This is a genomic window from Streptomyces sp. CNT372 (assembly GCF_000377145.1).
Genome location: NZ_KB897799.1, coordinates 1 through 12,979, shown reverse-complemented (window position 1 = coordinate 12,979; position 12,979 = coordinate 1). Strand labels below are relative to the sequence as shown.

The 12,979-nt window shown below is 65.5% G+C and carries 8 protein-coding genes and 4 pseudogenes; 6 read left to right on the top strand and 6 right to left on the bottom strand.

The window, feature by feature from the left end; translation table 11 throughout:
* Positions 1-112 (bottom strand): annotated as a pseudogene (locus tag C593_RS32800) (IS5/IS1182 family transposase); the annotation flags it as partial.
* Between the two features lie 939 nt (positions 113-1,051).
* Between C593_RS32800 and C593_RS0128145 the strand changes: the two are divergent.
* Positions 1,052-3,349, top strand: a complete 2,298-nt coding sequence (locus C593_RS0128145) for a ricin-type beta-trefoil lectin domain protein (protein WP_078521987.1) — start codon at positions 1,052-1,054, stop codon at positions 3,347-3,349.
* A gap of 202 nt (positions 3,350-3,551) precedes the next feature.
* Positions 3,552-6,314, top strand: coding sequence for a hypothetical protein (locus C593_RS0128140; protein WP_158686882.1), 2,763 nt, complete (start codon positions 3,552-3,554; stop codon positions 6,312-6,314).
* A 91-nt stretch (positions 6,315-6,405) separates the two neighbouring features.
* Here C593_RS0128140 and C593_RS0128135 read toward each other — a convergent pair.
* Together C593_RS0128135 and C593_RS33165 are read right to left on the bottom strand one after the other, a co-directional pair.
* Positions 6,406-7,020: pseudogene (locus C593_RS0128135) on the bottom strand (transposase family protein); the annotation flags it as partial.
* 144 nt (positions 7,021-7,164) lie between these two features.
* Positions 7,165-7,437: pseudogene (locus C593_RS33165) on the bottom strand (transposase); the annotation flags it as partial.
* 268 nt (positions 7,438-7,705) lie between these two features.
* Between C593_RS33165 and C593_RS33495 the strand changes: the two are divergent.
* Positions 7,706-7,882 carry a hypothetical protein gene (locus C593_RS33495; RefSeq protein WP_199790100.1) on the top strand — a complete coding sequence of 59 codons (177 nt, stop codon included), beginning with the start codon at positions 7,706-7,708 and terminating at the stop codon, positions 7,880-7,882.
* A gap of 318 nt (positions 7,883-8,200) precedes the next feature.
* On the opposite strand, the gene galK is transcribed toward C593_RS33495, so the two are convergent.
* From galK to galT, 3 genes are all read right to left on the bottom strand, one after another.
* Entirely contained in the window at positions 8,201-9,382 is a 1,182-nt protein-coding gene (gene galK, locus C593_RS0128125; protein ID WP_018850664.1) for a galactokinase, read from the bottom strand.
* A gap of 104 nt (positions 9,383-9,486) precedes the next feature.
* The gene (galE, locus tag C593_RS0128120) at positions 9,487-10,443 is read right to left on the bottom strand and encodes a UDP-glucose 4-epimerase GalE (protein ID WP_018850663.1); all 957 of its coding nucleotides are present in this window, start codon (positions 10,441-10,443) and stop codon (positions 9,487-9,489) included.
* The gene (galT, locus tag C593_RS0128115) at positions 10,440-11,540 is read right to left on the bottom strand and encodes a galactose-1-phosphate uridylyltransferase (protein ID WP_018850662.1); all 1,101 of its coding nucleotides are present in this window, start codon (positions 11,538-11,540) and stop codon (positions 10,440-10,442) included. The genes galE and galT overlap by 4 nt, the downstream gene beginning before the upstream one ends.
* 289 nt (positions 11,541-11,829) lie before the next feature.
* On the opposite strand from galT, the gene C593_RS0128110 reads away from it, so the two are divergent.
* The 3 genes and pseudogenes from C593_RS0128110 to C593_RS32795 all read left to right on the top strand — a co-directional run.
* Positions 11,830-12,111 (top strand): hypothetical protein, encoded by a 282-nt coding sequence (locus C593_RS0128110; RefSeq protein ID WP_018850661.1) that lies wholly within the window; start codon positions 11,830-11,832, stop codon positions 12,109-12,111.
* A 198-nt stretch (positions 12,112-12,309) separates the two neighbouring features.
* On the top strand, positions 12,310-12,792 hold the full coding sequence (locus C593_RS0128105) for a hypothetical protein (RefSeq protein ID WP_486591205.1): 483 nt from the start codon (positions 12,310-12,312) through the stop codon (positions 12,790-12,792).
* A gap of 75 nt (positions 12,793-12,867) precedes the next feature.
* Positions 12,868-12,979, top strand: a pseudogene (locus C593_RS32795) (IS5/IS1182 family transposase); the annotation flags it as partial.

Below are 12,979 nucleotides of genomic sequence, written 5' to 3'. Positions count from 1 at the left end.
GCTGGTGCGGCGGGAGCTTGCAGCGGCGGTCACCCTCACGGGTGACGATGAGCATGGTGACCCACTCGACCAGGTCGTGAGGGAGGTCGAGTGCGGCAGGATAGGGAACCAACAGGGCTCCTGTGCCGGTGGGTTGAGACTTCGAACACCTCCCTCAACGGCACGGGGGCTTTGTCCGTTGCGGCCCTCACCACGACCCGACCGGCGTCACCCGATCAGTGGCCACGCTGAAAACGCTCTGTGAATCGATTTACAGTCCCCTCCTCGGTGGAGATCCTCGCGGATGCCGGCTACCAGGGCCTGAGCGCCCAGACCGGTGGACGAGTGGGTGTTCCCGACCGGTGAGGAGACGGCGACTCCCGGGCGGCCGCGATTTCACAGGGGGCACTCTGCCGCAGGTGCTCTTGGAGGGTTCCCATAAGACCGACGATGCCGAGACTGTGGCTCCGGAACGCGCCGAGCGACCTGCGCGACGGCGACGGTCGCGCTCTGCTGTACTAGCGGCGCGTCCGCCTCACCACATAGGACACGGTCTCAGTGCGCGATTGTGTCGGTACGGCTGCCCGCCATGGCGACACCCTGCCAGATCTTCAACCTGCTGATCAGCGGCTCGACGGCGTTCCGCTCCTTGTAGTGCTCGGCGTGCTGAGCGACGGGCCGGGTACGGCGGCGGCCGAGGGCTGGGGAACCCGAACCTTCGCCTGCACGGGGATGAACCGTGAACTTCGGCGGCCTGCTCCTTGGTCAGGACGCGCGGCCAGCCACTGCCGGAAGCCACTTCAGTACGGAGTGTTTACGCTGATCTTCAGGTTGACGCAAGGACTCCCTCATCAGATCAGGCATATGGGTGGATTCTCTGAGTGCTTCGAGGGATTCAGTCAAGAGTATTGACGCACTTCCTTGGGTCGGCCAGCATGTCGCTCAGCAGTCGCCTTCAGGCCATTCGCTGGTTGGGTTCAGGTCACACTGTCGTCTCTGTCGTGAGGTGCTCGTGAGTGCCGGGTGGTGGAGGCAGCCCCCCACGGGCCCAGCGCAGCACCAAGGAGACCCCATGTTCCACCCCACGCTTCCTCGGTCACATCCGCCCGGCAGACGTAGCCGGCTCAAGGCCGGCCCCCTCGCAATCGCACTTTCGCTCGGTGTCGCTCTGCTCGGCAGTACTCCCGCTGCTGCCGAGCCCGGCCCGAACGTCCTCGGCAACGGTTCGTTCGAGTCAGGTTCTCTCGCCCCCTGGTATGCCTGGCAGGACGCTTCCGTTGTGGCGGGCAACGCCCGCAGTGGCAGTTATGCCCTGGAAATTACCAGTACGCCTGGGTCGGCGGAGCAGCTCGTCGCAGTCGAACCCAACACCACCTACCGCCTGTCCGGATGGCTCCGCTCCGAGGCGTCTGGTGAACCGGTCGTCCTCGGGATCAAGGACAACTACGGGGGCGGCGGCAAGACTCAGACGGTAACCAGCACGACGTACACCGGGGCTGCGGTGGACTTCACCACGGGCCCGACCAATGACGAGGTCACGGTCTTCTGTGTCAAGGACGTCGGCTCGGCGAAGGGCTACTGTGACGACCTGCAGCTCAACGTGCTGGAGGGTCACCAAGCAGTGAGCCCGGCCCGGGACGCTCAATCGGTGATCAAAAATCCAGCCATGGGGTGGCAGCTCTACGTCGAAGGGGAGATCCCCAACCCCACAACGTTCTGGAGTCAGGTGGATCCGTACCTGGCCCCGGCGTCTGAGCTGTACATCCGACTGCCCTGGTCAGAGTTCGAGCCAACTGAGGGTGCGTACGCCTGGCAGAACGATGCTGACTACATCGCGCTCATCGACGGAGCCCAGCAACGCGGGCTCAAGTTGGCCTTCCGCATCTACCCGGACAGCCAAGATGTCGCGTACCAGGCCACGCCGCAGTACGTCTTCGACGCGGGTGCTCAGCAAGCTGGTACGTCGAACACCGGGTTCCCCAACCCTGATGTCATGGATCCAGTCTACCAACAGAAGTTCGAGAACTTCCTGACCGCCTTCGGAGCTGAGTACAACGACCCGTCGAAGGTGGACTTCGTAGACGCCACCGGGCTCGGATGGTGGGGCGAGGGCCACCACATGCACCTGGACCAAGCGGACCTCGCGCCGACGCTCGAGTGGATCACTGACCTCTACCGGCAGAAGCTTGACCAAGTCCTCATCGCCCTCTCCTTCGGAAGCGAGTTCGGAGTCGACAACGAGGACCAGGTGCGTGCCGCGAAGGGTCTGGCCATCCGGCGTGACAGCCTCGGCAGCGAGCTCTACTTCCCGGCGGAGGCTCAGGACGCGATCAAGGCCCGCTTCCCAGCCTCACCGGTGTTCGGCGAGAACTGCTACCAGAACTTCGTGCAATGGGATGGGTCTTGCGATGGTGCCATCGGCAATGAGGGCGTAACCGCTGTCCTCACCCGGGTGATCGAGCATGCGAAGAACGTGCGTTCCAACACTCTCGACCTGCGGTGGCCGGCCACGGACGTGCCAACCTGGGTGGAGGATCACCCAGATCTGGTCCAAGACTTCGCTCTCAACGGGGGCTATCGTCTGGCGCCCGACCACGTCGCCTTCCCTGGCACCGTGGCATCCGGAGCGTCTGCGTCGATCACACAGACGTGGACGAACTCAGCCGTTGGGGTTCTGCCGAACAAGTTGCCTGGCTGGAACCACAAGTACCGCGTTTCCTACGCACTGCTGGAGACCGACGGGACTGTAGTGGACCAGTACGTGGATCCCGCCATCGATCCGGGCGACTGGCTGAAGGGCGGCCTCTACAGCTCGACCTCCGAAGCGATGTTCGAGGCGCCGCCAGGGCAGTACCAACTCGGCGTGGCCATTGTCGACACGACCAGTGGCGACCAGCCAGCCATCAAGCTGGCCCTCACTGATCCTGCGACCGCCTCGGGGTGGCATCCCCTCGGAGAGGTGACCGTGACCCAAGCCGACCAGGCCGGCTCCATCACTGGGGTGGGTAGCGGGCGCTGTGTCGACGTACCTAACAGCAACTACGCCAACGGCACCCAGATCGTTCTCTGGGACTGCAACGGTGGGGTGAATCAGCAGTGGAAACTCACTGCTGATGGCCGCGTCACCAGCGACGGAATCTGCCTGACCGTAGCCGGATCACCACAGCCCAGTGGGGCGCACGCCGTCGTATGGGAATGCAACGGCACCGCTGCCCAAGTCTGGTCCTACGAATCCGGATCCCAAACCCTGGTGAACCCCTCGACGGGCATGTGCCTCGATGCCGAGGAAGGCGGCACAGCCAACGGAACGAAGCTGATCCTTTGGCCGTGTCACGGCGCAGCCAACCAGCAGTGGACACTCTCGGGTTGACGCCATAGTCAAACCGTGGTGTCCGCCGGCGGGTCGCAGCCGCAATAGTTCGACTGAGCTGCGACCCGCCCCATCCGATAACCGCCGAGAGACTAATTGGAGATCCTCACTGAGTAACATGTTTGACCACGCTCGATGTATCAGTTCGATGAACACACATCGAAGCAGGAACGGTAATACTCACTCCAGAAGGAGAGAATCGATGCCCAACCTTGCACGGTTCACGGTGACCGCCGTTGCCGCTGCCTTGGTGGCGACACTCACCGGACAACCGGCGGCGTCTGCCGCTGAGCGGGATCCTGCAGGCAACAGAAGCATTACGGTCACGCCCGAAGAAGACACCAGCAGCCTGCTCCGTAATCCGGGTATGGGCTGGGGCCTGTACGTCGACACATTCGAGGCGAAGACGCCGGATGCCGACGCGTACTGGAAACGGATGGACGCGGTAAAGGCTCCGGAGAAGGCATCGTTCTTCTACATGCGGATCCCTTGGGTTGAGGTTGAGCCATCCGAGGGAAACTACGTGTGGAGAAAGCGCAACAGCAACCTGAGTGCCCTTATCAAGGGCGCCCGGGATCGCGGTCTGCAGGTAGCCTTCCGCATCTACTACCAAGGCGGGGACTACTGGGGGAAGGAAGCCACTCCTGGGTTCGTCTTCGACGCCGGGGCCGACAGCTACCTGTACGACAAAGAGCACCGCAATCCCTACGCGAACGACCCGGTGTTCCAGGAGAAGTACGGTGCTATGGTCGCCGCCCTCGGGGAGGACTTCGACGACCCCGACACGACCATGTTCGTGGACGGAATCGGCTTGGGGTTGTGGGGTGAGAATCACCACGAGGACTACCTGACCGACGAAGAGAAGACTCAGGTGTACCGCTGGGTGACCGACGCCTACTCCTCCGCCTTCCAGCACGTCATCCTGGGTCTGCAGTTCGGCCCGAACAGCTTTTCCTACAAGCTGCAGGACGAGGCCATCAGGAACCACGGCTACGTCATGCGCCGGGACAGTTTCGGGTGTGGCCGGTGGTTCCCGCAGCGGGACAAGGACCAGATTCACGCGCGCTGGCCCGCAACGCCGCTGTACGCGGAGAACTGCTTCCACTCACTCTTCTCCCGGGAGCCTGGGTACTTGGAGGAGTACGGCTACAAGAGCCGACGGGAGATGTTCTCCGCGGTAGTGGCCGAAGCGAAGGAGATGCGGGCCAACACCCTCGATCTGCGTGTCGCGGAAGACACGGAGGCCTGGATGAAGGAGGCCCCCGACCTGGTCGATGACTTCGTGGTCAACGGTGGCTACCGCTTCTCGCCGAAATCGGTAACCCTCCCGCGCTCGATGAACGACGGGCCGTTCACCGTCGAAGCGCAATGGCGCAACACCGGAGTCGGTAAGTTCCCCAACGACCTCCCTCAGTGGAACGACAAGTACCGACTCGCCTACGCCCTCCTCCACCCCAAGAGCGGTAAGCCGGTCTACACGGCTCTCTCCGACGCCCAGCCGGCGCACTGGCTCAAGGGAACGGACTACGTCGACCGCACCACGTTCGCACCCGATGTCCGCAAGGGCGAGTACCTGTTCGCCACCGCCATCGTCGACCGTGACAAGAACTGGAAGCCCGCGATCGAGCTCGCGGTCAAGGAGAAGACGCTTCGCGGCTGGAACGTCCTGGGCAAGACCGCAGTACGAGACAGAGTCAAATCCTCGGCATTGCAGGGCGAAGCCTCCGTGCTCGTCGACGACGCGATCGAAGGCAGCCCCGATCTGCTCACGGACGGATCGACCGACCAGAACGTCACCATCCAGCCGGGAGAGGACGGTGAGGCGACCGCCCGGCTCGCCTGGGACAAGCAGGTCGCGATCGACGAGATCACGCTCAGCGGTCCAAAGCAGGGGCGCGTCAAGGTGAGTGTCGACACGTTCAACGGCGTCGACTGGATGCCAGTCATCGTCGACCATAAGACGAAAATCGGTAAGGACATCTCGCTCCGCTCCACGGACGTCGCCACGAGCCGTATCCGCGTTCGTGTCCAGAGCTCCGAAGGCGTTCGGCTGGACGAGATCAAGGTCTCCGGTGTCTCCGGCAGCGCCGACGCTCTGCCCGTTCAGCCGCAGAAGCCGGACATCACAACGGACATTCCCACGGACCCCTCGTCTGGTGGTGTCTCGGCTCTGGGAGACGGAGACGTGCAAACCCACTGGCGCAGCACGGAGGATGCCGCCCTGCCCGGGACGATCACACTGAGCTGGCCGGACATCGAAACACCTGTCGACCAGATCACGCTGGCTTCCGTGTTCGGACAGGACCAGGGAGTCACTGGGCTCGACCTTGACTACTGGGACGGCAACAGCTGGCAGGAACTCAAGCACGGCGTCGAACTGGACTGGGACCACAACGACCCTGCTGTCGAGACCAGGAAAATCTCGTTCCCGGAGGTCCACACCAAGAAGATCCGCCTCACCATCACCGAAGCGAACCGGGCGAGTGGGGGGCTGTCGATCACTGACATCTTCACCAGTGAGCCGGATCTTCCCGCGCCGGACCCCCGCCAGCCGATCATCGGCACGTCGTTCGACACGCTTGAAACTTCCGGGCCGATCTCCCTGCTGGTCGATGGTGACACCGGTACACCGTGGCAGAGCGACACCGACATCACGCTGCCCGGCACCATCACGCTGAGGTGGCCAGCTGGTCCTGTGCAGCTCGACAAGCTCTCTCTGGCAGGCGTGTTCGCACAGGGGCAGGCCGTCACCGCGCTTGATCTCGACTACTGGGACGGTGAGAACTGGCAGGAACTCAAGCACGGCGTGGAACTGTCCTGGGAGCACAACGACTGGACTCTGGAAACGCGCGACATCGAGTTCGACGCGGTCGAAACCGACCGTGTACGCATGACCGTCAACGACGCGAACCGCACCTGGGGTAATATCGCGATGAGTGAAATCATCCCGGGGTACGTCTCCTGACACACCGGAACTAGTGGCTCCGCCGCGGGATCTCGCATCCCGCGGCGGAGCTTTACGGTGTCAGAACCGGTCCTCGGCTCATTGAGCTTCTTCAGCGTTGCAGCTCCAGTGTGAGGATGGCCTTGGCGATTGACGTCATGCGGTTGGGGCTGCAGCGGGATCTGCGGAAGATCCGCCAGGACCTCACGCGGGCGACGCCGCGTTCGACGGGTGCGCGTGTGGCGGCCAGGGCACGGTTGCGGGATTTCTCGGTGGGGGTGAGGTCCTGCAGGGGCCTGCTTTTGATACCCGTGGTCAGCCACGGACCGGCGCCCTGGTAGGCGAGATCCGCCACGAGGGGAACGCCCTGGCGCTCGCAAGTCCGGATGATCCGGTGGGTGCGGGCGGCGGTCAGGTCATGGGTGCGGCCCGGCAGGGCGGGCGAGACCCACAGCAGCCGACCGCCGGGATCGGCCACGACCTGCACGTTCACGCCGTGGCGCCGGTGTTTGTGGGAGTAGTCGGCCCGCCCGTCGCCGACCCGGTCGCACTCGGCGAGAGTCCCGTCGAGCAGGACGAAGTCGGGGTCATGCTCGCGCAGCGTCTTGAGCAGGCCCGGTGCACGTGCGGCGAGCAGGTCGACGACCGTGCTGGTGTAGGCGTGGGCAGTGGACTTGCTGAACCCTAACCCGGCGGCGATCTTCGCCAGGGTGGTGTGCTCGCGCAGGCGGCGGCGGTTGTAGAAGGTCTCGATGAAGTTGAAGACCTCGGCGCGGGCGGTGGCCCGGTCGGGCCAGGTGCGGGGGCCGATCTCTTCTTTGAGCAGGGCCCAGAAGCTCTCCGCGGCGGCGTTGTCGAAGCATGATCCGGTGCGTCCGCAGTCCTGCCGGAGCCCGAACCTCCCTATTCGTTCCCGGAACTGGGTCGACGCGCATTCGCTGCCGCGATCGCTGTGGATCACGCAGCCGGGCTCCAGTCCGCCCCGGCCGTGGGACATGTCGAGGGCGTCGACCACGAGCTCGGCGCGGTGGTGGTCGGCCATCGCGTAGCCGGCGACCTCGCGGGTGGCCAGGTCCAGCCAACAGGCGAGGCAGAGCCAGCCCTCGGCGGTGGGTAGGTAGGTGATGTCGCCGACCAGCTTGGTCCCGGCACGCTCGGCATGGAGTCACGGCCGATCAGGTCCGGGGCTGGCCTCGCCTTCACATCAGGCCGGGCCAGCGAAGGCCTCCTGCGCCCGCTGACGCCGCGGATGTCGCGCTCGGCGCTGGTCAGCTCACCGGACTCGCCCTCGCCCCGGTCGGACTTGGCCTTGCGGTACCAGCCGCGCAGGGACTCGGAACTGATGCCGAGTTCCCGGGCCCACCGCGGTGACCGTCTTGCCCGAGGAGTCGACGAGCGCGATCGTGTCCCGCTTGAACTCCTCGGTGTACCGCTTCGTGTACTTCCTTCCCACCTGGTGCTACTTCCTCTGGAACCTCAAGATCTCAGTCTCCAGGTGTCCACGATCAAGGGTAAGCCTCATCGCGAAGGCCCTCGGTTACCACGACAAGACGGCCACCCGGCTGGTCACCGAAGCCGGAGGCACCTGAGAAGCCGATACGCCCCCGGTGGCCACTCACGGTGACACCCAGAGCGCATCACCGAGGAATACGCGGCACCTCAGCATGCGAGCCCACCAGTCCCGAGGCCGCACCAGGACGTCGTCGCCACCTGCAGCACCCCGTAGTACCCCCACAGCGAACAGCCAGCGCACAACCTGCAGTTCGACCGCGACCACCCCTGTTTCCTATCCCCGGCGAATGAGCCCTCGCCCGACTCAACTCCTGGCCCATCACACGAAGAGCACGCTGCTCCACTCGCCGCGTGAGCCGCGCCATCCAAGCCATCTACGCACTCTTGAACTGCGACTATTCAGGATGAAGAGTTCTGTCAGCCAGCCGACGGGCGCCCGCCGATGGCAACGCGGGAAAGATCCGCGGCGGGGTGCTGCCAGCAGTACGGAAAGCCTTCTCGACGGCGGCGCTGACGGGGTCTGCGTCCGCCAGACGCACCAGGGCGATGACGGAACCGCCGAAGCCGCCTCCGGTCATGCGCGCACCGAGCGCCCCGGCGCGCAGGGCGGCGTCCACGGCGAGGTCGGCCTCACGCCAAGAAACTCGGTAGTCATCGCGTAGCGAGGTGTGACCGGCGGTGAGCACAGGACCGAGGCCGGCCACATCACCGGATTCAAGCAAGGCAACCGTCTGGCGGACCCGGTCGTTCTCCGTCACCACGTGGCGCACCAGGGGGCGCAGGCCTTCCGGAAGCTGGGGCAAAACGGCGTCAAGCTCACCGTCGGGCACATCGCGCAGCGCGCGCACGCCGAGCGCGGCACACGCTTGCTCGCAGCCCGCTCGCCGCTCAGCGTAACCACTGTCGATCAGTTCATGTTGGACTCGGGTGTCGATGACCAGCAGCCCCGCGCCGTGTGCGGTGAGATCGACGGGCACCTGCCGCTGGGAGAGATCACGAGTGTCCACAAACAGCGCAGAGCCTTCGTCGCAACACAGCGAAGCGGTCTGGTCCATGATGCCGCACGGCACGCCGACGTAGGCGTTCTCCGCCCGCTGGGCAAGCCGGGCCAGGTCTGGACGGGCTATCCCCAGGCGGTGGTGGGCGTCGTAGGCGACGGCCATCGCACACTCCAGCGCCGCTGAGGAGGACAGCCCGGCCCCGGTGGGGACGTCGCTGTCGATGTGGACGTCCGCGCCACCGACCGTATGGCCTGCTGCGGCGAGCGCCCACACCACACCCGCCAGGTAGGCACCCCAGCCTTGGGTGGCGCCTGGCTTCAGATGTGCCACCTGCAGCTCGGTCACTCCGCCGCCGTCCTGTGCGCTATGGAGTCGCAAAGCGCCGTCGTCGCGGTGGCGTACGGCCAGCTTCACGGTGCGCTGCAGGGCGATGGGCAGCACGAAGCCGTCGTTGTAGTCGGTGTGTTCGCCCATCAGGTTGACGCGGCCGGGGGCGGCCCAAATCGCGTCCGGCTCATCGCCGTACACCTGGCGAAAGCGAATGCGTACCGCGTCGGATGTGCGGATCTCTGTCATGGCACTGCGTCCTACGCTCTCGTCGGTCGTTGGTAGAGGTGTTCAGCGAGCTGGCGAAGGTGACTCAGTCACAGTTCTGCGCCGAACGGACAGGCGTGTCAACCTCAGGGGAGCCTTCTCGCGAAACGCCAGGCATCGGCGACGATCTCATCCAGATCGGGGCGGCGGGGCTGCCAGCCGAGCACGGTCCGGGCCCGCGCGGCAGAGGCGACGAGGACCGCCGGGTCCCCCGGGCGGCGTGAAGCGATGCTGGTGGGCACGGGACAGCCGGTCACTCGCCGTACGGACTCAATCACCTCGCGCACGGAGAATCCGGCTCCGTTTCCCAGATTGCAGACCAGGTGCTCGCCGGGAGTGATGGCGCCGAGGGCGAGTAGATGGGCTTCGGCAAGGTCGACGACGTGGATGTAGTCGCGGATACATGTGCCGTCCGGCGTGGGGTAGTCACCGCCGTATATGTGTAGTTCGGGGCGCAGCCCCTGGACGACCTGCAGCGCGATCGGGATGAGATGGGACTCCGGGTCGTGTCTCTCGCCGTGGTTTCGGTAGGCACCGGCCACGTTGAAGTAGCGCAGGCTGACGGCGCCCAGACCATGGGCGGTGGCCTCGCTGGTGAGGAGGTGATCCACGGCGAGCTTGCTGGCTCCGTACGGGTTGCTGGGAGCGGTCCGGGCGTCCTCTGTGATGGGGATGCTCTCGGGCTCACCGTAGACAGCGGCCGTGGACGAAAAGACGATCCGCCGCACGTCGGCAGCGCGCATCGCGGCGAGCAGTTCCAGGGTGCCTACGACGTTGTTGCGCCAGTACTTCTCCGGGGCAGCTACTGACTCGCCGACTCGAGACGAGGCGGCAAAGTGGAGCACGGCGTCGTAAGAGGAGTCGAGGACACGAGCAGCGTCCTCGACCCGGCCACGTATGAACTGGGCATGGGCAGGTACCGCCTCGTAGAACCCGGTAGACAAGTCGTCCATCACGACGATCTGATGCCCCTCCTCCAGCAAGCGCGCGGCGACAACACCGCCGATGTAGCCCGCACCACCGGTGACCAGATACTTGCTCATGACGCAACCTCTCGCAGATGCTGTGCCGCCGTTTCGGGGGCGATGTCATTGACGAACGCGTCCATGCCGGATTCGACGCCGGCCAAATACTTCAGCTTGTCGGCAGTACGGCGGATGGTGAACAGCTCCAGATGAAGCGCCAGCTCGCCGCCGTCGGTGGCAGGGGCCTGGTGCCAGGCCGCGATGTACGGCGTCGCGCCGGGCGAGGTGCGCGCTTCCGGCCGAGCGAACAGCCGGTCGAACCTGCGTAGCAGCTCAAGGTAGAGGCCGGGCAGCTCCGCACGCTCCGGCTCCGCGAGCGCGGTGAAGTCCGGCACCCGGCGGTGTGGGTAAAGGTGTACTTCGTAGGGCCAGCGCGCGGCGAACGGCACGAACGCGGTCCAGTGCTCGCCACTGAGGACGGTGCGCGCCGAATTCGCCCGTTCGATGGCCACCAGATCCTCGAAGAGATTGTGCCCTGTGGCTGCGCGGTGGCGGTCGGCCTGCCGCCGCATCGCGACCGTGCGTGGCGTAGTGAAGGGGAAGGCGTAGATCTGGCCGTGTGGGTGCGGCAGCGTGACGCCGATTTCCGCACCCCGGTTCTCGAAGCAGTACACCTGCTCGACTCCGGCCAAAGCAGACAGCTCCGCTGTTCGATCCGTCCAGGCATCGAGCACCAGGCGGGCCTGAGTCTCGGTGAGGTCAGCGAAGGATGTGTCGTGGTCGGCGGTGAAGCACACCACTTCACAGCGGCCTTGACCAGGGCGCTGGAAGTACAAGGGGCTGTCTTCAGCGGTGGGAGCCGCCGGTCCCTCGCCGAGCGATGGGAAGCGGTTCTCGAACACGGCGACCTGATAGTCGGCGTCCGGGATCTCGCTGAGCCGTCTGTCCCTTGACGGACACAGAGGGCACTCGTCGGCAGGCGGCTGGTACGTGCGGGCCTGGCGGTGTGCCGCGATGGTCACCCAGGACCCGGTGACAGGATCGCGCCGGACCTCGGAGCGAGCGGTGACTGCATCCATTGGACGCTGGTCGGCACGTCCACGTCCCACGACGGGTGCCGTGTCGAAGTAGATGATCTCGCGGCCGTCGGCGAGTTTGGCCGTCGTCTTGGGCACGGCGTGCTCTCCTTTCATGGACCTGCACCAACAGATTGCAACAATATAGATCAGAATCCAACACTTACACACAGTGGCTTCGAACGATCTGGGAAGCTGCCTGCCAGATGCGCACAGAGGAGGTGGAGAGCAACGAGGAAGTACGTGCGGACAGCGCCGCCCCACATGGGCCCGAGGGTGCACACGGTGCGGACGAGTTCGCTGGGGCATCGGACGGACCGGACGCTGGACCGCGGACCACGGGACGGCCACAGGATGCGCAGCTTGCTCGGAGCACCCCGGCCCGGGGGTGGTCCGCGCCCCCGCAGACGGCGAAAAGCAGTCCGTCCCGGACGATGCAGAAGACCCGCAGGACCGCGAGGCCGACGACGAGTGGTTGGCGGAGCTCCTGCCGATCGCGCGGGACGCTGCGAAACAGGCCGGACGGATCAATCGCGACGTCGTAGCGGGCGCCGTCCGCAAGCACCAGGCGATCAGCAACGACCGACTCGGTCTGCTGCTGGCCCGGCTGAAGGAAGAGGTCGATGAGGCGGCGAAGGCACCCGTCGCTGCCTCCAGTGCCCTCTGGTGATCTCATGTCACACGTGGCCCCGGGGCCTGTACTGCACGCTCCGTACAGGTCCCGACCGGTCCGTTTGGCCAGGAAGGAATGATCATGTGGTCTCGCCGACGCGACCGGGCAGAGGACACCGTCCGTGCCGATGCCGCACAGGCAGCATCGGCGCTCGCAGCTCACCTCCGCGGCGGAGGCGATCTTCTGCCACTCCAGGTGGACGACGTTCGTCTGACGGCCAGTGAGGTCACCTTCGCGGAGGTGCCCTGTTCCGCTGCCCGCATCTACGGAACAGAGCTCGCTTACCCACCCTCGACCAGCGGGTACTTCGAGCACCACCCGACCTTCGGCCGGCGGTGGGTGTCCAACGGTCGTCTCGACGCCCGCCGACGCCAAGAGGCGGAGGACGCCGCCCTACCTCAGTGGCGCGGTCACACCATGGCCCGGGTGGTGCTCACCTCGATCGGAGTGCGGCTCAGGCCGACCGGATCGCGTGACTGTCTGCCCTTCGACCACGCCCTTCTCACTGGCGTCACCGAGGAGGAACCCGCGGTCGTCCTCTCGTACAGCGTGTGCGCGCCCCCACTCCTGTCCGGCCCGGCCGCGCCGTGGCTCGGCGTGGCGATCGAGTACCTGCGCCGATCAGTGAGCGTTTTCGGCGTGGACACTGATCGAGTGACGCCGGTCGGGTCGTGGTGAGGGCCGCAACGGACAAAGCCCCCGTGCCGTTGAGGGAGGTGTTCGAAGTCTCAACCCACCGGCACAGGAGCCCTGTTGGTTCCCTATCCTGCCGCACTCGACCTCCCTCACGACCTGGTCGAGTGGGTCACCATGCTCATCGTCACCCGTGAGGGTGACCGCCGCTGCAAGCTCCCGCCGCACCAGC